This is a genomic window from Roseateles sp. P5_D6, assembly GCF_054049415.1.
Map to the genome: position 1 here is coordinate 85,761 of NZ_JBFUMK010000006.1, position 23,763 is coordinate 109,523.

The following is a 23,763-nucleotide window of genomic DNA, read 5'->3' on the forward strand; positions in this document are numbered from 1 at the left end:
GACCCGTAGACATTGCTCCTTTGTATGCAAGAGGCTGCCCCCCACGTTTACGCGTGGAAACAACTGCTGCACCGTCGCAATCTGAGACCGGGCATCGTTCGGTCGCGCCGTGCCAACCACCCTGTGTCCAGCGAGGTGAAAGGCCCCCTAGAAGTAGGTCTGGTCACGGTGCTGAAAACAAGTTTTCACAAACCCTGTTTGCACCCCCTAGAAATAGGTGTTAGGGACCCATGGCCGACGACAGCGGCGACAAGACTGAACAGCCCACAGCGAAGCGCCTGCTGGACGCCCGCAAGAAGGGCGATATCGCCAAGGGCAAGGAGCTGACGAGCACGGCGACGCTGCTCGTCTGGCTGGTGATGGGCGCGTTATGCATGCGCATGGCCTGCGAGCGGATTGCAGCCCTGTGCGAGGCCTTGTTCGCGCGCGTGTCGGCCGGCTGGCGCGAGGAAGGCTTCGGCCATGTCGCCGCCCTGCTGGGCTGGCAGAGCGTCGAACTGTCGCTGTTGCTGGTGGCCCTGCTCGTCATCCCCGTGGCGGTCCTGGGCACGCTGATCGAGTTCCTGCAGGCCGGGCCGGTGCTGGCCTTCGAGAAGGTGGCGCCCAAGCTCGAACACCTGAACCCGGCCGAAGGGTTGAAGCGCATGTTCTCGATGGACAACCTGGTCGAGCTGATCAAGGGCATCCTGAAGACGGCGCTGCTGCTGGGCATAGGCTGGGCGGTGGCGCGGCTGCTGCTGCCCGACGCGATGCGGCTGGCCTCGGGCACCGACAGGCCACCCCAGCATCTCGGCGGCCTGGTCTGGGAGGGCACGGTCAAGACCCTGGCCTGGACGGTGGGCGTGTTTGCCGGCGTGGCCTTCCTCGACACGATGTGGACCCGGCATCGCTTCACCAAGAAGCTGCGCATGAGCATGCGCGACATCAAGCAGGAGATGAAGGAGAGCGAAGGCGACCCGCATCTCAAGCAGCAGCGCAAGCAGGCCCATGCCGAGTGGAGCCAGCGCAACCAGCAGGCGGCGGCGCGCGGCGCCAACGCCCTGGTCGTCAACCCGACGCATGTGGCCATCGCCATCGACTTCGAGCCCGGCCGCTGCCCCGTGCCCACCGTCAGCGCCAAGGGCGAGGACCACGTCGCCCGCGCCATGCGCGAGGCTGCCGAGGACGCCGGCGTGCCCATCGTGCGCAACGTGCCGCTGGCGCGCGAGCTGCTGGCGCGTTGCGAGGAGGGCGAGGTCATCCCGCCCGACCTGTTCGACGTGCTGGCCGAGGTCATCGTCTGGGCCGAGGGCGTGCGCGAGCAGCTCAAGTGGGAGGCTGCCCGCGCCGACCCACATCGGCGCGACGAGGTGCCTGCCGAGCCGCCGCGCGCGCGACCCGCGCCCGGCGAAGACCTGACGCGCCACCCCGACGTGGACCCGCGCGTCGTTTCCGCCCAAGACGACTGATGCCATGCAGAACCTGATGCTCAACCTCGCCAGCACCGTGGCCGCCCTGGCCTTCGTGCTGCTGCTGGCCTGGTTGCTGATCCGCGGCTGGCGGCGCCTGCAGGGCCTGGGTGGGCGCAACCCGGCGGAGGACGGGGAGGCGCTGCGCTTCGTGCGCGCCCTGCCCGTTGGTGCGCGTGAGCGTGTGGTGCTGCTCGACCATGCCGGCGAGCGCTGGATGCTGGGCGTCACGGCGGGCGGCATCAATCTGCTGGCGCGCTGGCCGCAAGCCGACGCCAAGCTGGATCGCGAAGCATGACGGCCTTCTCCCATCGCTGCGACAAGCTGCTGCTGCGCGAATTCGTCGCGAGCGATGCGGCCGACATCCAGGGCCTGCATGCCGACCCGCGGGTGCGCGAGCTGCTGCCCGATGAACAGCCCCTGCACGAGGCACGTTGGGCCGCGGATTTCGCGGCCTGCCTGGCAGGCTTCTATCGCCGCCATCCTGGCCTGGGCATCTGGCGTTGCGCCGTGCCGCTGAGCGCTGCCGAGGAACAGTTCGCCGGCTGGTTCAGCCTCATGCCCCTGCAGGCAAGCCCTGACACCGTGCAGCTGGGTATCCGGCCTGGCGACGCTGAACTCGGCAGCCGCCTCAGGCCCGAACACTGGGGCAGCGGCCTGAGCCTCAGCGGCGGCGAAGTGCTGCTGCGCCATGCCTTCGAGACGCTGGCACTGCACACGGTCTGGGGCATCTGCCACCCTGAAAACCGCGGTGCCCGCGTCTGCCTGGAGGCATTGGGCTTCACGCCTCGCAGCCGCGCGCTCTACGAAGGCCAGCCTTCCGATTACCACGCCCTGGACGCAACGACCTGGTCGGCCGTCCAGACCCTCAGCCGCCGCGAACGCCTGCGTCAGACCCGGCGCGCCCTTGCGCGTTCCCACCGGCCTACTGCCCTCGCACTGCCATGACCACTTCCGCTTCACCCAACCCCTGGCAATCCGCCCTCGGCCATCGTCTGGCCCAGGCCCTGGAGCAGTCCCGGTTTGCGCACGCGCCGCAGGCCGATGCGGCCTCCGAGCTCGGCGCCACGCGCTGGCGCCTGCCCTCCCGCGTCGCCGAGCCCACGGGCGCAGCTGCGGCGCTCAGCGAAATGCTCGGCACCGGTGCCCAGGCCGGCCTGGTGACGCACTGCCTGCAGCACTACCGCAACCAGCTCGCACCGGGCCGCGCCGAGGACGACCTGGGCGTGGCCCTGGCCGCCTATCTGGGCGCATGCCGACAGGCCTTCGATCACGAGGCACTGAGCCCGCAGCGCTGGCAAGCCATCACCCAATGGGTCAAGGCCTGGGTCATCGATGAATTGCCGTGGGACGACGCACCGCTGCTGCAGCGGCAGGACGCCTTCGAGCGTCTGGCCGTGCTGACCGTGGCGTTAGGCGAATGGACGGTACAGGCCAGCCGCCAGGGCAGCGCTCATCAGGCGTCGGCCACCTGGATGGCCCGCAACAGCTTGGCGCGACAGCTCGGCCTGGATCTGCCCGCGCTGTGCGCCGTGCTGCGCAACCTGGACGGTGGGCCTGCCAACACGGCGGCGCGACCCGCTGCCGCCGTGTTGGCAGGCCCGGACTGCGGCCAACCCTAGCGCGGTTGGCGCAGAAATAGGAGCAGCCGCATATAGGCAGCAGGGGCCCGACCCCGTTTAATGAAACCCGTCAACGCCGCAGAGTTTGATCTGAAAACCTTGCCGACAAGACACGCAGCGAGTCCGGTGTTTTCTCAGTCGCCACCGAATTCAGATGCCTCGAATGTCAATCAATCACTGCGGCAGCTTCTGCCGCGAAACCTAAATCTTTTTTGGAGATCAACATGGGATCAGCAGTTAGCAGCATCTTCGGCGGCGGTGGCTCGGGTGGCATCCTGGGCGCCGTGGGCGGCATCGTCGGCGGCATCTTCGGCGGCCCCATCGGCGCCATGATCGGCCAGGCCATCGGCGGCATGCTGCAGCAAGCCATCGGCAGCGGCGCCAACAGTGCCGTCGACACCCTGGTCAAGGAACACGGCATGCCCAAGTTCCTGGGCGAAGAAGTCAAGTCGACCATCGGCCAGGTCATCAACCAACTGACCTCGCAAAGCCAGCAAGGCGTTTCGCACGAAGCGCAAGGTGCGGCCCAGCAAAACTTCGGCGGCGCCGTCAAGCAGTGGGAGTCCGACTTCTCCAACCAGATCGTGCAAGGCGTGCTCGACCAGCTGCGCTCGCAAGGCACCGGCAGCTCCAAGGGCAGCAAGCCCAGCGGTGGCGGCTGGCTGCAGGCCATCGCCTCCGTGATGGGCTCGGCTCTGGGCGCCAAGGCCAAGGAGATGGTCAATCTGTCGCAACAGATCAACGACGCCTCTGCCGCCAAGTCCGCCGCCAAGTCCGGCTCCGAAGAGCAGAGCAAGCAGGCTGACGAGTTCAACAAGCTGATGACCCAATTCCAGGCCACCAGCCAGGAATACAACTACCTGAACAGCGTCTTCACGACGGCGCTGAAGGGTCTGGGCGAAGCGCTGGGCACGATGGCTCGCAAGCAATAAGCCGCAACCTGAGAAAACAAGAGGAGGGGCATCGCCCCTCCCTTTTGCATTTCAACTTTCAGTTCCTGCCCAAGATGAAAAACTTCAGTCGCCTTGCTTTGACGGTTCTGGCGTGCCTCGCTGCGCTCAGTGGATGTGGCGGCGGTGGTGGCGGGGACGAAGCCACGCCGACGACCCCGCCCGTCGTTCCCACGCCCGATCCGCCGACCACGCTGACGGGCAATATCTGGCATTCCTTCAGCGACCTCGGCAATCCGGCGGGAACTTTCGTCATGAATCCCAACACCGGGGTCTCGACGGCCGTCCAATCCGAGAAGTGGGGCGTGCCTTCGCCCGATGGCAGTCGCTTCATCAGCAACGACTACACCTCGCAGGGCTCCAGCGGCGAGACCCGCCTCACGGTGCGCAAGACCGACGACAAGAGCCTGGTCGTGGACCAGGTCGTTGACGGCTACATCGCCCGCCTTGCGCCGTCGCCGCTGGCCACCAACCAGGTCCTGGCCTACTGGGGCGAGACAACCGCCGCGCCCAGGGCCGCCGTGGTCTGGGACTTCAGCGCGCAGAAGGTGCTTTTCGCCACGCCGCTGAGCAAGACGCCGGACGCCGTCGCCTGGATGCCTGACGGCACCCTGCTGCGCGTGCAGCCCTCGGGCGGCGTCAGCAAGGTCACGCCGGGTGGCAGCGAGCAGCAGGTCGCCACCGTCAGCTGGCCAGAATCGCGGCTGCCGCAGGCGGTCTATGTCAGCCCCGACGGCAGCAAGGCCCTGGTGCAGCTCGCGGCGCTGCGCAGCACCGGCTCGGTCAGCGGCGTGGACCTGTGGATGATGGATGCCAACGGTGCCAACCTGAAGCGCTTCACGAACAACGGCTTGATCGCCGAGGCCTACTGGTCGCCCGACAGCAAGTTCGTGGCCTTCACCAAGGACACCGGCGTGACCTGCACCGACGCCACCTGCCAGGGCAGTTGCACGGTCTGGTATGCCCCCGCCTCGGCGACGGACGTGGTGGCCGTGGATGCATCCGGCGATGCCAAGAAATTCCCGGCGAAGCGGCCCGACGGGTCGATGACCGATCTGCGCTGCCCGGTCATGGCCTGGACGCGTTAGGGATTTGTGGCTGGTGCGCGGCGAGCTCCAATGCCATTGCACCCGTAACGACAGGCGATTCTTGGAGTCGCCTGTTCCATTTGGAGCCCTCGCCCCCGATGCCTGAGAACCGTCGTCGTTTCGCCGCCGCGCTGGCCTGCCTGGGCGCCGTCATGGCCGCGCAGGCTGCCGCTGCGCTGCCAGGCACGGTCTGGCATTCATTCAGCGACCTCAGCAACCCGCAGGGCACGTTCGCGCTGAATCCCAACTCCGGCGCTGCCACCATGGTGGACAACGCCAAGTGGCGCTCGCCCTGGCCTGACGGCAGCCGCTTCATCCAGCGGGACCACAGCTCGCAGGGCGTTGGCGGCGACGAAACCCACCTGACGGTGCGCAGGACCAGCGACCGCAGTGTGCTGATGGACCAGGTCGTCGACGGCTATGTAGCGGACGGCGTTCGCCCCTCGCCGCTGGGCAGCAACCAGATCCTGGCGTCGTGGGGCAAGACGGTCTTTGCACCGCGTGCTGCCATCGTCTACGACCTCGACTCGCGCCGGCTGCTGTACGCCACGCAACCGAGCAAGACACCCGACGCGCTGTCGTGGATGCCCGATGGCTCGCTGCTGCGCGTGCAGCCCTCGGGCGACATCAGCCGGGTCTTGCCGGGCCGCGGCGAGCAACGTGTCGCCACCGTGCGCTGGCCCGAGGCGCGCGTGCCCGAGGCGGTGTATGTCAGCCCCGATGGCAGCAAGGCTCTCGTGCAGCTCGCAGCCATGCGCGACACGGGTTCGATCGCTGGCGTCGATCTGTGGATGATGAACGTCGACGGCTCCAACCTGCGCCGATTCACCAGGAACGACCTGATCGCCGGCGCGGTCTGGTCGCCGGACAGCCGCTATGTGGCGTTTGCCAAGGACACCGGCGTGTCCTGCACCGCCGCCACCTGCCGCGGCAGCTGCACGGTCTGGTACGCCGAGGCTACTGCGTCCAACGTGGTGGCCGTGCCGCCCTCGGGCGACGCCCGGCAGTTCCCGTTGAAACGGCCCGATGGCTCGACAACGACCGTCGGCTGCCCGCTCGCGGCCTGGACGCGCTGAAGGCATGCCCTTGATCGCTGCTCGGCCGGCGCTGGCCGCCGCCGCCGTGTTGCTGATGGCCGGCGCCGCGCAGTCGGCGCCCGACGCACGCTCGCTGGCCAGCGATCCCGCGGCGGTGCAGCAACTCGTCGAAGCCGTCAGCCTGGACGTGATGTCCGAGGCCACGCTGGGTGCCTGTGAGGACATGGGCGCGGCGTCGGCCGTGCCGATGCGCGACGCCTGGGTGGCCTGGCGCGAGCGGCACCAGCTGGCCCCGCTGCGCATGGTCGTGGCCCGCATGCAGCAGCGCAGCAGCAGCATCCCGTCGTTCACGCGCATGACCGAGCCCATGCGCCAGCGGGTGCTGGACGATCCATCGCCCGAGCAGGCCTGCGCAGCGTTGGCGCGCGACTGGCAATCGCCGGCCATGGATGTCAGCACGCTCTACCCCCAGGCACGCGCCGTGGCCCTGGCGCTGGTGAAAGCCAACCTGGTGGCTCCCCCCAGCCCGCTGGCGATCGCGCCCGAGGCGGCCCGGGGCCAGTTCCTGCTGCCCAGCCAGATCCCCGCGCTCACGGCGCAGCGAGGCCACTGGCTGGTGATCTCCGAGGAGGAGGCGCAACGCAAGCTCGGCGTTGTCTATGTCAAGGGCCGCGTGGCGCGCGAGATCGACCGCCCGACGCATTTCTTCCTGGTGCAGCAGCAGGGCGACCGGCATGTGGAGCAGCGCATCCACCTGAAGTTCGACGCCGAGCCCTGGGTGGGCCGCGAGGTGGTGCTGCGCGGTGTCGTCACGTCGCTGAACGACAACTCCCTGGACCTGGCCGACGCGGCCCTGGTCGCCAACCCGGCGGGGCTGACGTCGTCGCCGCTGCCTCAGGCGCCGATGCTGCGCAGACGGGCGGTGCTGCAGCGCGTGACGACGCCGCCGGGCCGCGGCCTGGCGGAGAAGGACCTGGCGGCCGTGGTCATCCACGGCGAGAGCAACTTCAATGGCGGCACGCGCTGGGAAGAGGATGTGCGCTTCCTGCTGCGCGATGGCACGGTCTACCACCGCACCGAGATGCCGCCCGACCAGCTCAACGTTGTCGCGTCGCGCCAGCTGGAGCCGCAGCGCTGGGGCCGCTGGCGCGCCAGCGGCAAGGTTGATGTCAGCCCCCAGGGCCGAGCCGTGCCCGGCCCGCCCCCCGAGGGGGTCAAGGGCACTTGGGGCGGCCCTACGTGCCCTTGCGAAATGCAGCCGCAGGACGATGACGGCCGCCCCGCGGGCGCCTGGCAGGCCGAGAAGCATCACGCGGTGCGGCCCTGGCCCAAGGACACGCGGCTGGAGGGGACTTTCAGCCGCGGCACGTTCACCGGCAGCCTGGTCCTTGGCGGCAGGTCGTCCAGCACCACGTTGCGCTTCATGCGCGACGGCCGCTTCGAGCGCAGCTACAGCGCGCTGTCCAGCACCGGCACGCTGGCCGCGACGCTCAACAACACGGTCATTGCCGGCTCGGCCCATGGCGATGGCAAGGGCAGCAGCAGCACCGGCGGCGGCACGGTGGGCACGCCCTTTGGCACGGCGGGCGCGGTGAGCTCGCGCAAGCAGGACGACGGCGCCGGCCGCCGCGGCCGCTACCAGCTCAGCGGCTTCGTCCTCACCCTCGACTACGACGACGGCCACCAGCAGCGCCTGCTCAGCTTTCCCGTGCACGACGACAACAGGACCGTCTACGTGGGCAGCGGCAGCCTCGTCCTCGACAAATGACCCCGACCTTTCCACTGGAGTTTCAAATGCCCCGACTGCGATCCCTTGTTCTTCGTCTGGCCCTGGCGGCCCTGGTCGGCGCTGCCGGCGCGGCCACGGCTCAGGTCGCCCCCTCGATCAGCCTGGCCGAGCAGATGCGCACCATGCTCGCCAAGCCCGGTGCGGGTGGCGGCGCGGCACCCGCTGCTCCGGTGTTCAGCGCGGCGCCCGCAGTCACCTCGGCCAGCGCGCTGGCCGCCCTCAACGCGCCCCTTGTCACCAACGGGCCGGCGCAGGTCCGCCAGTCGGCCACCGAGCTGGCGCAGCGCTTCCCCGCGGCGCATCGCGGCGCCATGACCAAGGCGTATGAGGAGTCCTTCGTCTTCTGGCAGAAGCTCGAGACCCAGCTCGGCCTGACGCCCAATGACGCCGCAGCCGGCGTGGCGGCCTTCATCGCCGGCAATTACACCGCCCTCATGCAGCAGCCCGTGCCCGACGAGCACTTCAAGTCCCTGGTGCTGCAGATGCAACGCATGCTGGGCCAGAACGCCGCCTTCACCCAAAGCAGCCCGGCCGCCAAGCGCGCGATGTTCGAGCAGCTGGCCATGGTGGGCACCTTCATGGTGGTCTACCGCGAGCACCTCAACAGCAAGCCCAACCCCAACGAGGAGGTCAATTTCCGCAATGCGGCCAAGGCCAACCTCGAGGCGGCGTTGGGGCTCGGGGTGGAGCGCATCCAGATCGGGCCGCAAGGGCTGGTGGCGCGCTGAGGAAGGGCGGCTCTGCAGGCATGCCGCCACGGCGGCCGGCCTCAGGTGTCGTGATAGCCGCCGGCGATCGCGTCGGCCACGGTCCGGGTCCAGGAGTCCAGGTAGACGAAATCCGGCGAATCCGGGAAACGGTGGGCCGCGAAGAGTAGGGCCTCCAGGTCCAGCACGGCCTCACGGGCCTGCGGCGTCGGGTGCTTCAGGTCGGCCAGCAGCACGACGCGGCGCGCCGTGGCCATGTTGTCGGCCAGGTCGATGGCGTCCATGTTCAGGCCCCAGTGCCAGTCGCCATTGGCGTGGCGGATCGCCTCGCCCAGGCTCACGCCCAGGTCGCCCAGCAGGCTGTAGACGATGAAGGGGCCGCCGCGCGTGCAGTCCGGCCAGGGCGAGTGCTTGGGCAGGCGGCCGAAGGCCGGCAGCTGTGGCCAATGCGCCTTGGCCCAGGCGTTCAAGGCCTTGGCATAGACCACGCCTTGCAGTGCCTGCGGATCGGGCCCTTCATGCGCCAGCAGCCAGTCGCGCAGCAGGCGTTGGCGCTCGTTCAGCGTGGCCTGGAAGTAGGCCCAGTTGGCCTGGGCCTGGCTCTCGCTCAGCGCACGGCCGGAGCCGGGGTGAGGCAGCTCATAGGCGGGGTAGTCGCTCAGGTCCCAGGTGGACGCTTTAGTGCCGGCAAGCCAGCGCTGGATCAGGTTCGGCATGTTGAGCAAGCGCGAAAGAAAAATGGACGGCCTCGAGAGGCCGTCCATTCGGAACAAGCCCGGTTCAGAACCAGCCTTTTACCGTATCGAAGATGCCACGGCCGCCAGCATCGCCAGCGATGGCGCCGCCAATGCCGCCGATGATGCCGCCAACCACCGTGCCCACGCCCGGGAAGATGGCCGTGCCGATGGTCGCGCCCAGGGCCGCACCACCCCAGCCACCCAGGGCGCCGCCGGCCACGCCGGAGGCGGTGCGCCCGGTGTTCTCGCCGATGCGGTTGCCGTCGGCCTGGTAGGCCTGGCCGAGCGAAATGGCATCCAGCACGACGCCGACGGGCCGGGCGACCTTGCCCACGCCTTCCAGCAGCTGACCGGCGCCGCGCAGGCCACGGTTGACCTTCAGGGCCTCGACATCGCGCGCCACCTGGCCACGGATGTCGCTGTCCAGCGCCGTGCGGCCCACCTTGGACTCGACGTCGATGCGCTGGCGCATGCGCGGGTCCGTCGCCGGGGGCTCGGCCACCACGTCCACCACGCGCGCGCCGTTCTGCACCGGCACCTCGGTGCGCACCTGGGCGCCCGCGGCGCGCCAGCGGTCGGCAATCGCGTCGCGAGCCAGCGCGCCGTTGGTGTTGTTGGCCACCGGCGAAGCGATGCCCGAGGTGCGGCCCAGCGAACCGGGCGGCGGTGCATGCACGGTCTGGCCGACCTGGATGCCGTTGCTGGTCAGCAGCTCGGTCAGGCCGCGCGTGAAACCGCCCTTGCCCGTCCAGGCGCTGGTCGTCGCTTCCCATCGCTTGATCAGGATGGGGTTGTCGATCAGCAGCTTGCTGCCTTGCTGCAGCATGCCCTGGCCGGCCGCCCAGAGGCCGCCGGGTGCATGGTCGGGCAGCAGGCTCTGGCGCGCGGCCTGCAACACATCCTGGTTGTAGTGAGCCACGTCACCGGGGTGCCCCGAGGCCAGCAGGTGCTGCTCGATGGCGGCATGCGCCGACTCGGCGGCCTGCGGGTCGCTCTTGCGCGCGTCGACCACCCAGGTCGCCAGGCGCTGGGTGTCGACGACGCCGGTACGTGGGTCGGTCGCCCGGCTGACGACCTCCGCTGCGGGATCGCGGGCGACCGGCGTCTGCCGGCCGCTCGAAACTGCATCAACTGCAAGCATGGTGGCCTCCGCTCAGAAGTCCAGGCGCATCACGGTCAGCGAGAACCGGTGGGCGTCGCGCGTCGAGTGCGAACGGCTTTCGCCGGCATCCGACAGCGAGCCCAGGAAGGCGCCACTCAGCGACGCCGACAGCAGGCCACTGAACAGGCTGAGGGCGTTGCGCAGGAAATCGCTGCCGCGCTGTTGCGTGGCTGGGTCCAGGCCCGGGTTCAGCTGCAGGTCGGTCTTGTTCATGTAGGCCTGGTCGACCTTGTGGATGTCACCGTTGGCGTCCACGCCCAGGAAGCCGGCGCCGGCCGGGTTTTCCTGAAGCACATTGCCGTCCTTGTGCGTCCAGTCAAGCACGGCGCCCCAGCCGGCGGCCTCGTCGATCTTGAGGTCGCCGACCTTGTTGGTGTCCACGCCGCTGATCTCGACGCCGTAGTCGCCGTTCGTGATGGCGACCTTGCTCGCAAGGGTCATGCCATTGCCGGCATTCCAGGGCGTGGTTTCGATGGTGACCTTGGTGCCGTCCTCGAGCTTGAAGGTCGTGGTGCCGTAGAAGTCGAAGGCATGCTTGCCGTCGATGTTGACGTGCGGGTCGCCCCAGATGTTGTAGGTCTCGCCGGTCTTCTTGTTGAAGATGTTGACGGTATTGTTGTCACCGGCGGTGATGCGGTAGTTGTCGTTCTCGAACACGGCCTGGCCACCCTTCATCTGGGTGCTGGCGTGGGTCGGGTTGGTGTTCGGGACGGAGGATGTGGCGGTCAGCGAGGTGCTGCTGGCCGTCTGGATGGTGGTCATGGCGCGTTCTCCTCAGGGGTGTGTCTCAGTCGCGTTGCCATTGCATTCGGACTCGGCCAGGCCCGCTAGCTGCGGCCGCCCGCAATTCGGGGCAGCCGCAGCTAGGGTTGGCCGCAAGCGCTCTGGCCACCGCGGCCATACTTCGCACCCATGCCCCGTTATGTCGCCCTGCTTCGTGGCGTCAGCCCGATGAACGCCAAGATGCCCGACCTCAAGCGCTGCTTCGAGGAGGCGGGTTTCACCGACGTGAAGACGCTGCTGAGCAGCGGCAACGTCGTGTTCTCAACGCCCCGCTCGGCCGCCATCGCGACGCTGCAGAAACGCGCCGAGAAGGCCATGCTGGACGGCCAGGGCTACAGCTTCGCCACCACCGTGCGGTCGACGGCCCATCTGCAGCAGCTGATCAAGGCCGATCCCTTCGCCGCCTTCAAGCTCAAGCCCGGGTCCAAGCGCGTCGTCACCTTCCTGCGCGAGCCGCTTGCCGAGAGCCCCGTCGAGCTGCCGGTGACGCACGGCGAAGCCTGCATCCTGGGCCTGGACGGCGGCGAGGTGTTCTGCAGCTATGTGCCCGAGGCCAAGGGGCCGGTCTTCATGCACCTGCTGGAGAAGACCTTCGGCAAGACCATCACGACGCGCACCTGGGACACCGTGGCCAAGTGCGCCGCGGCCTGAGTCAGTCCTCGCCCGACTCGGGCAGGTGAATCAGGCCGGTGTGGAAGTCGTACTCGAAGACCTCGCCATAGCGCGCCCACTCGATGGCCACGCGCAGCACGCGCTCGGCCTCGGCGGCGTCCATGCTGTCCATCAGCAGCTTCAGGAAGGGCTCCTCCTTCAGCTCGCCGTGGGCTTCCTGCTCCAGGCTGGCGCGGATGAAGGTGGCCAGTGGCACATGCGCCAGCAGCTGCTGGCCGAAGATCTCGCGGCGGAACTCGTGGCCGCCTTCGACATAGCGCTGGCCCAGCGGCGTGACGATGAGGTCGCCGCCACTGAGCTGGGCCAGGCCCAGGCGGTGCAGCGCGTCGGCCAGCGGCAGCATGGCCTCGTCGGTGAGTTCGCTCTCCTCGGCCAGCTGGGGCAGGTCGGCGCGGCCATTGAAGCGTTCGTCGGCCAGCAGCTCCAGCAGGCTCTCCATGCGGCCGACGTCGGCTTCGGGCAGGCGGTCGCTGAGATGCGGCTTGGGCGCCTCCTCGACGGTGCCGGCCACGTGAGTGGCGCTCGTCATCAGCCGGTAGACCTCGTCGATGAGCAGGCGCACTTCGGGGCTGTCGGCGCGGCGCGGGCGCGGCAGCGTGATAGGCAGCTCGGCGCGCACGCGGCCCGGGTTGCTGGCGAAGATCAGCACGCGGTCGGCCATCATGACGGCCTCCTCGATGTTGTGCGACACGACGAGCATGGCCTGCGTGGGCATCTGGCCGCCGTCCCAGAGGTCGAGGATCTCGTTGCGCAGGCGCTCGCCGGTCAGCACGTCCAGGGCCGAGAAGGCCTCGTCCATCAGCAGCACGGCCGGCTGCATGACCAGGGCCCGCGCCATGCCCACGCGCTGGCGCATGCCGCCTGACAGCTCGCGCGGCAGGGCGCCCTCAAAGCCGGCCAGGCCGATCAGCTCGATGGCTTCGTTCGCGCGGCGCTCACGTTCCGCCGCCGGCACGCCGGCCGCCTCCAGCCCGAGCTCGACGTTCTGCCGAACGGTGAGCCAAGGGAACAGCGCAAAGCTCTGGAACACCATCGCGATGCCGGCCGCCGGCCCGAACAGTGGCTGGCCGCCGTAGCGCACGTCGCCAGCGTCCGCGGGGATCAGCCCGGCCATGATGCGCAGCAGCGTGCTCTTGCCCGAGCCGCTCTGGCCCAGTAGCGCGACGATCTCGCCCTTGTCGAGGCGAAAGTCCACGCCCTCCAGCACCGAGCGCAGGCTGCCGTCGTTGGACTTGAAGCCCTTGGCGACGCCCTTCAGTTCGATCAACGTCGTCATCAGAAATGCATCCTTTCCTCGGCGATACGGTAGAGACGCCGCCAGACCCAGTGGTTCATCGCCATGACGAAGACGCACATGACGCCGATGCCTAAAGCGATGCGCGGGAAGTCGCCCGCCGTCGTCATCTGCTGGATGTAGCTGCCCAGGCCTTGGGCCTGCAGGTGGGTGTCGCCCCAGCTCACGTACTCGGCCACGATGCTGGCGTTCCAGGAGCCGCCGCTGGCCGTGATGGCGCCGGTGACGAAGCTCGGGAAGATGGCCGGCAGCAGATAGCGCCGCCAGGCCAGCCAGCCCTTGAGCCCCAGGTTCTTGGCGGCCAGGCGCAACTCGGTCGGGATGGTCGACGCGCCGGCCACGACGTTGAAAAGCAGATACCACTGCGTGCCCAGGATGATGAGGGGCGACAACCAGAGGTCGGGGTCGAGCCTGTACTTGACGATGACGAGGACGGCGACCGGGAAGACGAGGTTGGACGGGAAGGCCGCGAGGAACTGCGCCACCGCCTGCACGCGGCCGGCGATGCGCGGGTTCAGGCCTATCCACACGCCGATGGGCACCCAGATCAGCGACGCCACGGCGATCAGCGCGAGCACGCGCGCCAGCGTGTACAGGCCCAGCTTGAACACATGCGCCGCCTCGCCCCAGCCCACCTCGGTGTGGATGAAGCTGACCAGACGCCAGACGGCGAACAGCACCAGGGCGGCCAGCAGCGCGTCCCAGGCGCGGGCCCACAGCGGGTTCGGATCTTCAGGCCGCGCGCGGATGGAGCGGCCGTCGTAGCTCTTCTTCAGCGGCGCGAAGCTGGCAGTGATCCAGCGCCCCGGCCATTGCCCCAGGCGCTGCAGCAGCTGGGTGCGGCGCAACCAGGTCAGCAGCCAGGACTGCGGCGCCTGCTCGCTGCTGCCCTCCTCGAAGCGGAAGCGGTCGGCCCAGGCCAAGAGCGGGCGGAAGAACAGCTGGTCGTACAGCAGGATGCCGACCAGCATGCCGACGATGGCCCAGCCGATGGCGCCGAGGTCGCGCGCCTCGATGGCCACGGCGATGTAGGAGCCCACGCCCGGCAGCTTGATGTCCTGGCCGGCCACCGAGATGGCTTCCGACGCGACGACGAAGAACCAGCCGCCGCTCATGCTCATCATCATGTTCCACAGCAGGTTGGGCATGGCGAAGGGCAGCTCCAGCCGCCAGAAGCGCTGCCAGCCCGACAGCTGGAAGATGCGCGCCGCCTCCTGCAGCTCGCCCGGCACCGTGCGCAGCGACTGGTAGAGGCTGAAGGCCATGTTCCAGGCCTGGCTCGTGAAGATGGCGAACAGGGCTGCCAGCTCCACGCCCAGCAGGTTGCCAGGGAACAGCGCGATGAAGGGCGCGACGGCAATGGCCTGGAAACCCAGGATGGGGATGGATTGCAGGATGTCCAGCAGCGGCACCAGCACCTTCTCTGCCGCACGCACCTTGGCCGCCAGCACCGCGAACACGCAGGCGAACACCACCGAGGCGGCGAGCGCCAGGAACATGCGCAGCGTGGTGCGCAGCAGGTAATAAGGCAGATAGGCGACGTCCAGGCTCAGCGGCAGGGGCACGCCAAGGTGGAAGGGTCGGGCCATCGCCGCCGCGGCCATCGCGAGCAGCACCAGCACCGCCAGGACGAGGGGCAGCAGCGCCCAATCCCAGCGATTGAACGCGGCCTCGACGGCGGGGCGGGGGAAGAAGCGACGGTCGGACATGGTGGCGGGCGAACGGGACCGCGCAGCCTAGTCCGGGCACGTAAGGCGGGTGTGAAGCGCGCCGCCCCGGAGCTTGCGCCCAGCTTGCAGCGCTGCGCCGAAGAACTACGACTGGTTGCAGCTCTGGCGGCTTGAATCTGCCTTGTCGCCTAACGGCACAACTCGTCTCCCCGGCTTGCGACTTGACGATGTATCCGGCGCCTTCTCCTACAGGGATCTTTTGCCTGCGGCCTAAGGTTGTTGACGCGGCGGCGCAATGGGGTGCCGCCCAGGCTCACAGTGAAGGAACAGCCATGTCCAACCAGCAACGCCAATCCGGCAAGCAGCAGCCCGAAAGCGGTCAGAACATCCAGCAGGGTGGTCAGAGCCGTGACCAGAGCCCTGGCCAGCAAAGCCAGGCCGGTGGCGGCAGTCAGACGCCCCAGCAAGGGGGTGGTTCTGCCGGTCGCGACCAGCAAAGCAAGCCCAGCAACCAGCAGGGTTCCAAGAACCGCTGACTGCGCAAGGGGCTGAGGGCGCGGCGCCGTGAGGTGCCACCGGCGCCTTAGCCCGTCGACCGACCAGGCCCTCTGCCGCGCAGGGGGCCTGCCTTATTCGAAGAGGTGGCCGAGGTCGTGGTGGCCCATGGACTCGGCTTTGGTGCGCAGGTATTTCTCGTTGTCAGGCCCCGGCTCCGTCAACGAGGCTTCGCGTTCGACGACGTCGATGCCGAACTCGGCCAGGGCGGCCATCTTCAGCGGGTTGTTGGTCAGCAGCCGGATGCGCTGCACGCCCAGGGACCGCAGCATGCAGGCGGCGGCGTCGTAGCGGCGTGAGTCGATGGGCAGGCCCAGCTGGGCATTGGCCTGGATGGTGTCGGCGCCGGCGTCCTGCTCGGCATAGGCGCGCAGCTTCTGCACCAGGCCGATGCCGCGCCCCTCGTGGCCGCGCATGTAGACGATGGCGCCGCGGCCCAGGTCGGCGATGCGCTTCATGGCGCTTTGCAGTTGCGGCCGGCAGTCGCAGCGCAGCGAGCCGAAGACTTCGCCGGTCATGCATTCGGAGTGCACGCGCACCAGCGGCGGCTCGTCACCGGTCAGCTCACCCAGGCTCAGCACGACATGCTCCTGCCCGCTATCGTCCTCACGGAAGCCGTGAATGACGAACTCGCCATAGGGCGTTGGCAGGCGGGTGGAGACGATGCGTTCGATCTTCATGGTGTGGGGCTTCAAGGGGGCATTCTCGCCGCCCCGGGGAAAACCCCGTGTCGCGCAGGTTAGGCTGCCGCTTTTCAGGAGACACGCATGGCCCAGACCGTTCAGTTCAAGCGCCCCGATGGCGCCCCTGTGTCCGGCTATCTCGCCGAGGCCGCCCAGCCTCTCGGCGCCGTCGTCGTCATCCAGGAGTGGTGGGGCCTGAACGACCAGATCCGTGGCGTGGCTGATCGCTTTGCGCTGGCCGGGTTCACGGCGCTGGTGCCTGACCTCTACCGCGGCAAGAGCACCGTCGAGGCCGAGGAAGCCGGCCATCTGATGACGGACCTGAACTTTGGCGACGCCGCCTCGCAGGACGTGCGCGGCGCGGTGCACTACCTCAAAGACCTGAAGCTGGGCAGCGGCAAGGTCGGCGTGACCGGCTATTGCATGGGCGGCGCGCTGACCGTGCTGGCCGCGACGATGGTGCCCGAGGCCGACGCCGCCGTGATCTGGTACGGCATGCCGCCGCTGGAATATGTGGACGCCAGCAAGATCAAGATGCCGCTGCAGGCCCATTGGGCCACGCAGGATGAGTCCTTCCCGATTGCCGGCGTGGACGGCCTGGAAGCGAAGTTCGCCGAGGTCGGTGTGCGCTACGAAGGCCACCGCTATCTGGCCCACCATGCCTTTGCCAACGAGACGGCACAGGGGCCGGGGCGCATTGCCAAGACGCAGTACGACGCGGTGTGGGCGCAGCAGGCGTGGGACCGGGCGATGCGGTTCTTTGGCAAGCACCTGGGCTGAGCGTCGCGCGCCCAGCTCGCGAGACCCACGTCAGTCCGCGCGATCGGGCTTGACGGCCTGGCAGCGCGTGACCAGCTCACGGGCGCGGCCGTCATAGGCTTCGCGGGCCGCCGGGGATTGCAGGACCTGGCGAGTGAGCAGGGCTTGTCCGGCCGGCGAGGCGGCAAAGGCTTCGATGGCCTTGACTTCGGCTGCCGAAATGGCGGGCAGCGGCTCCGGGGCCTTTTCGCCCAGGGCGGTGTAGATGCTCAGCAAGCCGTGCCTGGCGTATTTGTGTCCCGGGACCGAGCTGAAAAACCGGTCGGCCGCCGCCACTTCGCTGGCACTCAGCGACATCGTGACCACCCGTTCGGTCGTCTCGTAGAACTCACTGGGCTGCAGAGCCTGGATGCAGGCGTTCTGCGCGGCGGGCAGGCCGCCCTTGGCCTCACGCTGCTTGGCGGCCAGTTGCACGCCCAGCAGCGCCGACTGGGCGGTGATCTGCGCGGTCGTCGACACGGCCTCGGCGGCGAAGCTGGCCAGCAGGCAGGCCGTCAGCGTGAGGGTGCGATGCATCATGGGATGGGTCGTCTTGAAAACGCGCATTTTGCGGCGCTGGCCACGCTCGCCGCCCGCCTTGGCGCTCAGTCGCTGCGCCGCACCTGCAGCCGCGGCTCATCCGGCCAGGTGTCGGCGTCCAGGGCCAGTTCATCGGGCCGCAGGCCATCGGCCCGCAGCACGCCCAGGTAGCCGTCGCGGCCTTGCGCCTTGGCGGCATAGAGGGCGGCGTCGGCCAGGCTCAGCGTGGCGTCCCAATCCCAGGCCCGAGGCGCTTCGGGGTCGAGAGGGAAGACGGCGAAGCCGATGGACACGGTGACCGGCAGCGTGCGGCCGTCGGCCAGCGTGAAGGGCTGCTCGCGCACGACGGCGTTGAAGCGTGCCGCCAGCTCGGTGGCGCCGCTGCGTGCGCCGCCGCGGGCCAGGGCCAGGAATTCCTCGCCGCCCCAACGCACCAGCACGTCGCTCTCGCGGAAGACCATGCGCAGCCGGCGGGCGAACTCAACCAGCACCTGGTCGCCCGCGGTGTGGCCGTGGCGGTCGTTGATGCGCTTGAAATGATCGAGGTCCATCAGCATGACGAGCAGGTCGGCCTCGTCGTCGCGGTGGCGGTCGGGGTTGCTGTGGCGCGGCTCGGTGTAGTGGCGCAGGCAGAGCTGCAGGTCCGAGGTGACCCGCGAGTCCAGGTAGCGGCGGTTGCGCAGGCCGGTCAGCGGGTCGGTGGTGCTGGCCTCGCGCAGCTCCGTGGTGCGCTGCTCCACCAGGGCTTGCAGCGCCGTTTCGCGTCGGCGCAGCTGTGCGGTGCGCCGCGCCACCCCCCAGCGCAACAGCAGCCAGGCCAAGCCCAGTAAAGAAAGCGCGGCGGCCGCCTGGGCCCAGCGCGTCTGCCACCAGGCCGGCAGCAGCTCGATGTCGAGCAGCAGCGGGCGGTCGCCCCACACGCCGTGATGGTTGGTGGCGTACACCTCCAGCCGGTAGCGGCCCGGCGGCAGGCCGCCATAGCTCGCGAAGCGGGCGCTGGCGTCGGTGAACGTCCATTCGGCGTCCCAGCCCGCCAGGCGCATCATGTAGCGCAGCTTGGCCGGGTCGATGTAGTCCAGTGCGGCGAACTCGACGGCCACACTGCGGGTACCGGCCGGCAGCTTCAAGCCTTGCTTCAGGTCCTGGTCCGGCTGGAAGAGCTGGCCATCGCGGCGCAGGCTGCTGACGACCACCGGCGGCGCATAGCGCGAAGGCATGAAGGCCAGCGGCTCGATGACGAGCAGGCCGCGGCTGCCGCAGAAGAGCAGGCGGCCGTCGGGCAGGGCGGCGTCGGCGAAGAAGCGCGGCGTGCCCATCGGCGGGCCCTCGGCGCCGGAGAGCTCGTCCAGGCGGTTGGCGGTCGGGTCGTAGACGGATTGCTGGCTCCACACCCGGCCCTTGGCGTCCTCGTGCAGGTTGACGCCGAAGGGCCGGCCCGGCGCCCCCATGCGCTCGCTGATGCGTTCGAAGCGCGCGCGGCCCTGTTCGTCGTAGCCCTTGAGCCGGTGCAGGCCGCTGACGGCGGTGTCCACGTACAGGCTGCCGTCGCGGGTGTGCAGCAGGCCGAGCACGGCAGGAAAGCCCAGCGCCTCGCCGGGCGCGCCCTGCACCTCGGCCAGGCGCTGGCCGTCCCAGCGGAACAGGCCGGCCAGCGCGCCGACCCAGAGTTGGCCGTTGCGGGCCTCCACGCGCAGCGCATGCACGCCGCCGCGCAGCGGCTCGCCATCCGCGCGGCGCACCCGCTCGATGCGGGCCTGGGGCGAGGGCAGGCGGTAAAGCCCGTCCTGCATGCCGACCCAGACCTCCCCGCCATCGCTGTTCGGCAGCACCAGCACGCGATGCGCGCGGCCGCCCTCCAGCGCCCAGCTGGCGAGCAGGCGGGCGCTGCGCGGTTCGCGGCGCTCCAGGCGGCCGTTGGCCACCAGCCAGACGCTGCCGTCCGGCCCCTCGGCGAGGTTGTCCACCGGCGTGTCGGCCTCACGCGGCCAGCCGCCGACGGTGCGCAGCTGCGCGTCCAGCAGGGCCACCGGGCCGCTGTGCGTGGCCACCATCAGCAGGCCGTCACGGCGGGGCAGCAGGCCGCGCAGGTCGCTGCTGGCCAGGGGGCTGCGGGGGTCGGCGTCGGGGCCGCGCACGGCCAGTGCCGGGTGCTGCTGGTGGCGCTGCAAGCCCACGCCGTAGCCGCCCACCCACATGGTGCCGGTCTGGTCGCGCAGCAGCACGTTGACGTCATTGCCGGCCAGGCCGCCGGGCAGGTGGGGGTTGTGGCGCAACTGGCGCAGCAGCGCGCCGCTGTCGCCGTCCAGCCAGGCGATGCCGTCGTTCAGGCCGGCCCAGACCGTGCCGTCGGCGCTCTGCGCCAGTGCCTGCACGCCCCCCTTGAAGCGCGCCGCCAGCCAGCGCGGCTGGCCGTTCGCCTCGATGCGGCCGACGCGGCCGTCCACGCTGCCGAACCAGAGCCGGCCCGCGCGATCCTCCAGCAAGGTGCTGATGCCGACGATGGCGTTGTCGGGCAGGGCCAGGGTTGCCCAGCCGCCCTGCGAGTCGCGCCGGGCGAGGCCGCGCCAGTGGCCGGCCCACAGCGCGCCGTCGCGGCCCACGGCCAGCGCCAGCACGCGGCGCTCGGTTTCGCCGTCGACGCGCAGCGGCTCGGTCTCGAAGCGCGCGGTTTTCGGCTCAAAGCGCAGCAGGCCCTGGCCCAGCGTGCCGACCCAGACCCGGCCGGCGTCGTCCTCCGCCAGCGCGCGGATGGGCGTGGCGCGCTCGCTGCCGCTGCCCAGCATGCGCACCCGGTCGAAGGCTGGCTCGTAGCGCGCCAGGCCGTTGACCTCGGTGCCTATCCACATGCCGCCGTCGGCGGCGGGCGCGAGCGAGCGCACCCAGCCGAGGTTGCGCTGCACCGGCGTGGCGCCTTCGCGTTCGATGGGGCGCAGGCGGTAGCCGTCAAAGCGCGCCAAGCCGTCGCTGGTGCCGATCCAGATCAGGCCCTGTTTGTCCTGGGCCAGGCTGCCGACCACGTCGCGCGGCACCGGCACGTTGGCGAACTGCGGCTCAAGCGCGCTCTGTGCGGGCTGCACCGGCTGCGCCACGGCCACCGGGGCCAGGACGGCCAGCAGGCAGGCGGCCAGCGCCAGGGTGCGGTGGATCATGGGAGGCGCGGTCTTCAGAAACGCGCATTGTCCAAGCCGGGCCGGTGCCGCTCGCGCCCTGTTTACCCGGCCTCGGAGCCCGGCGAGCAGTTCATCAGCCGGCTGAGGCAACACGTCCTGCGGGGCGGCTTCAAACGCGTTCTCGAGATCAACACCTGCCCCCACTGCCAAGACCTCTGGCGTGTGGTGGAGCAGCGCGAGGCGGACTTGCCAGCGCTGCGAGGGTTGCTGCCGGAACACGGCGCCCTGTGCCGGCGGCCGCCATGACGGGCGCGGCGACGACACCGAGGGCCACAGATGGCGGCGATGGCACTGCGGCGGCGCCGCGCGCGATGCACTGCATCCGGCGTGCACCGCAAAGCGAGCCGGCACGAGAGCGGGCGCCTCGACGCAGCACCACGACTACCCACGCCGCCAGCAAGCCGCGCCGGCTGCTGTGCCGGACCCACCGCGCAGCAAGGGTGAATCCGCACTGGTCCGCCAGGGCGTTTGAAACTTACATTGCCCTATTGCCGTCCCTGACACCATCGTCGGGTGCGCGGTTCAGTCCAACAGGTTTATCCGCCACCGCCATGTCAAAACTTCGATCCACCTCGCCTGGGCGGCGGATAAACGCTATTCGTTAGGTTAGCAAGGAATGTGATCTTCATGCAGTCGTACACAACCTCAGACATAGTCGCATTTCTGTCGATGCTAGTTGCGCTGGCGGCAGTTGTCGTTGGACCGATCGTCAGTTTCAAACTTGCACGCAGGCAACTTGTCTTGCCAATTCGCCAAAAGTGGATCGACGACCTGCGCGACTTGATGAGTACCCTCCTCAGTAAATGCAGAGCGGCGGTCATCATGAATGAGGGAAATGGCTTACTTGATAAGCGAGAACCCGATGAACCGCTTCTAAATGATATTTTGTTTCTGGAGCAGAAGCTCCAACTGATGCTGAATCCGAGAGAGGATGATCATCAAAAACTAATCGAGCATGTGGACAAAATCACCGAAGCGGTCCAACACGGAGCTAGCAACCTTCTTGAGTTCGGCCAGCGAATGAAAGACGCCTCCGCTTGCAGTAAATCAATACTCAAGCGCGAGTGGGAGCGGGTGAAGAATGGCGAAAGCTAGGCCCCTCAAGTCCCTCGCCCTAATTTATTGATTTCAATGAGCTTTCAAGGGCGACGCTCGGGCGATTTGCGGCCTTGGCCAGATTACTCCGCTAACCGGTCACTCAAGCCGCCGTCTCTCGGCAAGCCTCGGTCCCCGGCACAGATTCAATGTTAGGCTGCGCATAGGAGAGATTGATGATCGGCCTGCTTACAAAATCCAGCGAAGTCGAACTCATCACAATGGTTCGCCGCGTCGTTACAAAATCTGCCCCCGATGTAGCATTCGAAGTCGTTAATATTGAGCGACGAAGAGACGCCGATTCACTTAACTCTAGAGATTTCTTGGCCGACGTACTCAATTTGGATGCGTGTATTCTGGATTGCGACGTCGGTAGCCTCGTCAGCTATGCCGCAGAACTCGGTTCGTTAGCGGCTGGCCTAGTAAGTCAATTCGGACAGCGCTCGCGACGCGACGCGACAATCAGCGATCTTGATCGTCGCGTTTTGCTGATAACGAGGGAGCCACGCGAGCACTCTGATATGGCTCGCTACTTTGGAGACTTCTACACGCTAATTTCTTTGGCCGACGTAAGCAAGGTAGAGGCCGAAAAAGCGATTGCGAACTGGTTGCGCGACACTTTGGACCGATCCACACCGAAGATATTCATTAGCTATCGCTCCGCGCAACGGGTGTTCGCCAAGAAAATCGCGGCGTCTCTGCAACGTAGAGGAGGCGCAGTCTGGTTTGATGAAATACATATTGCCCCTGGGGACTCCATTCCTGACGCTATTAATAGGGGACTAGGATGGTGTACTCATATGGTCCTGCTGGTCGATGAAACATTCTTTGACTCGGAATGGACGCAAGCAGAGTATGAGTCCGTTCTATATCAACGCTTGTCCGGCGGTAGGGTCGCAAGATATAGCCGCTCGCCGCTATCACAACGAGCAATAATTCCGCTGTATCTTGTTGATCCCTCATCTAGCAAAATGCCGCCAATGCTAGCTCGAATTCGAGGGATAGATTGTCGCGTGAAGAGTTTCAGATCTGTCGTCAATCAGCTATGGAATTCAGTAACAACTGTAGGCCCAAGATAGCTTCTGTTTATTCCTGACTATGTGACCTGTACGAATTACACGCCGCAGGTGCAACCTAACCCTCTACAGGGACTTTCCGGTAAATCAACCGATCCGGCGAATTGCTTTTCGATATTTGCCTTTTATGTTTTCCTCAAGACCTGAGTCTGGGTTCGATGCAGCGTCACAGAGAACAGACTGCATATCTGCAGGCGGCCTTGTTGCACACGGGAATTGGTGCAGGCCCAGATACCAACCGCTCAGCAGGGCTCCATTCACTCGCCGCCTTCGCCACAACTGGCGCGGCTCAGGGTTGCCTGACGGCGCGGCTGAACGCAATCGCTAAGCGAATCCATCTGGTCCCAACCTACCCACGCGGGTTCGCCACGCGTGCCGGCGACCCGCACCGTCAAAACGCCAGCGCATTCGTCGCCTTCACCTCCTCCATCACCGCATAGGTCCGCGTCTCCCGCACCCCGGGCAGCGTCCAAATCACGCTGCCGATGAACTCCCGGTAGGCGCCCATATCGCGCACCCGGGTCTTCAGCAGATAGTCGAAGCCTCCGGCCACGAGATGGCATTCCAGGATCTCGGGCCGGGCCTGGATGGCGGCCTTGAAGGTGTCCATCACGTCCTGCACGGTGCGGTCCAGGTGCACTTCGATGAAGACCAGCATGGCCGCGCCCAGCTTGGCCGGGTTCAGCCGCGCCTCGTAGCCGAGGATGTAGCCGTCGCGGGTCAGGCGCTTGACGCGCTCCAGCACGGCGGTGGGCGACAGGTGCACGGCTTCGGCCAGCTTGAGGTTGGAAATACGCCCGTCGGCCTGCAGCACGCGCAAGATGCGGGCGTCGATCTTGTCGAGTTTGGTTTCGTCGTCCATCGGGATTTTTGTCGGCCGTTCCTGT

Annotated in this window: 23 protein-coding genes; 14 read left to right on the top strand and 9 right to left on the bottom strand. The window is 67.9% G+C overall.

Annotated elements, in window-relative coordinates:
- The first annotated feature begins 230 nt into the window (after window positions 1-230).
- From ACXJKM_RS09800 to ACXJKM_RS09840, 9 genes are all read left to right on the top strand, one after another.
- The gene (locus ACXJKM_RS09800) at window positions 231-1,448 is read left to right on the top strand and encodes an EscU/YscU/HrcU family type III secretion system export apparatus switch protein (protein WP_056201137.1); all 1,218 of its coding nucleotides are present in this window, start codon (window positions 231-233) and stop codon (window positions 1,446-1,448) included.
- 4 nt (window positions 1,449-1,452) lie between these two features.
- The gene (locus tag ACXJKM_RS09805) at window positions 1,453-1,746 is read left to right on the top strand and encodes a flagellar biosynthetic protein FliO (protein WP_056201134.1); all 294 of its coding nucleotides are present in this window, start codon (window positions 1,453-1,455) and stop codon (window positions 1,744-1,746) included.
- Window positions 1,743-2,396 carry a GNAT family N-acetyltransferase gene (locus tag ACXJKM_RS09810; RefSeq protein WP_457352013.1) on the top strand — a complete coding sequence of 218 codons (654 nt, stop codon included), beginning with the start codon at window positions 1,743-1,745 and terminating at the stop codon, window positions 2,394-2,396. Before ACXJKM_RS09805 ends, ACXJKM_RS09810 begins: the two co-directional genes overlap by 4 nt.
- A complete protein-coding gene (locus tag ACXJKM_RS09815; RefSeq protein WP_457352015.1) occupies window positions 2,393-3,070 on the top strand; it encodes a DUF6683 family protein in 678 nt (225 codons plus the stop codon). The genes ACXJKM_RS09810 and ACXJKM_RS09815 overlap by 4 nt, the downstream gene beginning before the upstream one ends.
- Before the next feature lie 224 nt (window positions 3,071-3,294).
- Window positions 3,295-4,002 carry a hypothetical protein gene (locus tag ACXJKM_RS09820; protein WP_157281888.1) on the top strand — a complete coding sequence of 236 codons (708 nt, stop codon included), beginning with the start codon at window positions 3,295-3,297 and terminating at the stop codon, window positions 4,000-4,002.
- Between the two features lie 74 nt (window positions 4,003-4,076).
- Window positions 4,077-5,108 (top strand): TolB family protein, encoded by a 1,032-nt coding sequence (locus ACXJKM_RS09825; protein WP_457352017.1) that lies wholly within the window; start codon window positions 4,077-4,079, stop codon window positions 5,106-5,108.
- Window positions 5,109-5,206: 98 nt separating this feature from the next.
- The gene (locus tag ACXJKM_RS09830; RefSeq protein ID WP_457352019.1) at window positions 5,207-6,184 is read left to right on the top strand and encodes a TolB family protein; all 978 of its coding nucleotides are present in this window, start codon (window positions 5,207-5,209) and stop codon (window positions 6,182-6,184) included.
- A 4-nt stretch (window positions 6,185-6,188) separates the two neighbouring features.
- Entirely contained in the window at window positions 6,189-7,913 is a 1,725-nt protein-coding gene (locus ACXJKM_RS09835) for a hypothetical protein (protein WP_457352021.1), read from the top strand.
- Between the two features lie 26 nt (window positions 7,914-7,939).
- On the top strand, window positions 7,940-8,662 hold the full coding sequence (locus tag ACXJKM_RS09840; RefSeq protein ID WP_457352022.1) for a DUF6683 family protein: 723 nt from the start codon (window positions 7,940-7,942) through the stop codon (window positions 8,660-8,662).
- Window positions 8,663-8,703: 41 nt separating this feature from the next.
- Here ACXJKM_RS09840 and ACXJKM_RS09845 read toward each other — a convergent pair whose 3' ends face one another.
- The 3 genes from ACXJKM_RS09845 to ACXJKM_RS09855 form a co-directional block, all read right to left on the bottom strand.
- Window positions 8,704-9,357 carry a hypothetical protein gene (locus ACXJKM_RS09845; protein ID WP_457352024.1) on the bottom strand — a complete coding sequence of 218 codons (654 nt, stop codon included), beginning with the start codon at window positions 9,355-9,357 and terminating at the stop codon, window positions 8,704-8,706.
- A gap of 64 nt (window positions 9,358-9,421) precedes the next feature.
- Window positions 9,422-10,519: a hypothetical protein gene (locus tag ACXJKM_RS09850; protein ID WP_056201100.1), complete on the bottom strand. Its 1,098-nt coding sequence runs from the start codon at window positions 10,517-10,519 to the stop codon at window positions 9,422-9,424.
- Between the two features lie 12 nt (window positions 10,520-10,531).
- A complete protein-coding gene (locus ACXJKM_RS09855; protein WP_082532857.1) occupies window positions 10,532-11,302 on the bottom strand; it encodes a DUF1521 domain-containing protein in 771 nt (256 codons plus the stop codon).
- A 150-nt stretch (window positions 11,303-11,452) separates the two neighbouring features.
- Between ACXJKM_RS09855 and ACXJKM_RS09860 the strand changes: the two genes are divergently transcribed.
- Window positions 11,453-11,974, top strand: coding sequence for a DUF1697 domain-containing protein (locus tag ACXJKM_RS09860; RefSeq protein WP_056201097.1), 522 nt, complete (start codon window positions 11,453-11,455; stop codon window positions 11,972-11,974).
- 1 nt (window position 11,975) lies between these two features.
- Here the strand turns inward: ACXJKM_RS09860 and ACXJKM_RS09865 are convergent, their stop codons facing one another.
- Window positions 11,976-13,274, bottom strand: coding sequence for an ABC transporter ATP-binding protein (locus ACXJKM_RS09865; RefSeq protein ID WP_056201365.1), 1,299 nt, complete (start codon window positions 13,272-13,274; stop codon window positions 11,976-11,978).
- The gene (locus ACXJKM_RS09870) at window positions 13,271-14,998 is read right to left on the bottom strand and encodes an ABC transporter permease (RefSeq protein ID WP_457352026.1); all 1,728 of its coding nucleotides are present in this window, start codon (window positions 14,996-14,998) and stop codon (window positions 13,271-13,273) included. The genes ACXJKM_RS09865 and ACXJKM_RS09870 overlap by 4 nt, the downstream gene beginning before the upstream one ends.
- 293 nt (window positions 14,999-15,291) lie before the next feature.
- On the opposite strand from ACXJKM_RS09870, the gene ACXJKM_RS09875 reads away from it, so the two are divergent.
- Window positions 15,292-15,495, top strand: a complete 204-nt coding sequence (locus ACXJKM_RS09875) for a hypothetical protein (protein ID WP_056201093.1) — start codon at window positions 15,292-15,294, stop codon at window positions 15,493-15,495.
- Between the two features lie 93 nt (window positions 15,496-15,588).
- On the opposite strand, the gene ribA is transcribed toward ACXJKM_RS09875, so the two are convergent.
- Window positions 15,589-16,194 (bottom strand): GTP cyclohydrolase II, encoded by a 606-nt coding sequence (gene ribA / locus ACXJKM_RS09880; protein ID WP_056201090.1) that lies wholly within the window; start codon window positions 16,192-16,194, stop codon window positions 15,589-15,591.
- Window positions 16,195-16,281: 87 nt separating this feature from the next.
- Here ribA and ACXJKM_RS09885 point away from each other — a divergent pair, with 87 nt between their 5' ends.
- Window positions 16,282-16,977 carry a dienelactone hydrolase family protein gene (locus ACXJKM_RS09885; protein ID WP_457321111.1) on the top strand — a complete coding sequence of 232 codons (696 nt, stop codon included), beginning with the start codon at window positions 16,282-16,284 and terminating at the stop codon, window positions 16,975-16,977.
- A gap of 30 nt (window positions 16,978-17,007) precedes the next feature.
- Here the strand turns inward: ACXJKM_RS09885 and ACXJKM_RS09890 are convergent, their stop codons facing one another.
- The gene (locus tag ACXJKM_RS09890) at window positions 17,008-17,535 is read right to left on the bottom strand and encodes a hypothetical protein (RefSeq protein ID WP_457352028.1); all 528 of its coding nucleotides are present in this window, start codon (window positions 17,533-17,535) and stop codon (window positions 17,008-17,010) included.
- Window positions 17,536-17,600: 65 nt separating this feature from the next.
- On the bottom strand, window positions 17,601-20,684 hold the full coding sequence (locus ACXJKM_RS09895) for a ligand-binding sensor domain-containing diguanylate cyclase (RefSeq protein ID WP_457352030.1): 3,084 nt from the start codon (window positions 20,682-20,684) through the stop codon (window positions 17,601-17,603).
- Between the two features lie 648 nt (window positions 20,685-21,332).
- Here ACXJKM_RS09895 and ACXJKM_RS09900 point away from each other — a divergent pair.
- Entirely contained in the window at window positions 21,333-21,800 is a 468-nt protein-coding gene (locus ACXJKM_RS09900) for a hypothetical protein (RefSeq protein WP_457352032.1), read from the top strand.
- A gap of 176 nt (window positions 21,801-21,976) precedes the next feature.
- On the top strand, window positions 21,977-22,879 hold the full coding sequence (locus tag ACXJKM_RS09905; RefSeq protein ID WP_457352034.1) for a toll/interleukin-1 receptor domain-containing protein: 903 nt from the start codon (window positions 21,977-21,979) through the stop codon (window positions 22,877-22,879).
- Between the two features lie 388 nt (window positions 22,880-23,267).
- Here ACXJKM_RS09905 and ACXJKM_RS09910 read toward each other — a convergent pair whose 3' ends face one another.
- Window positions 23,268-23,738 carry an Lrp/AsnC ligand binding domain-containing protein gene (locus tag ACXJKM_RS09910; protein ID WP_457352036.1) on the bottom strand — a complete coding sequence of 157 codons (471 nt, stop codon included), beginning with the start codon at window positions 23,736-23,738 and terminating at the stop codon, window positions 23,268-23,270.
- Window positions 23,739-23,763: the final 25 nt, after the last annotated feature.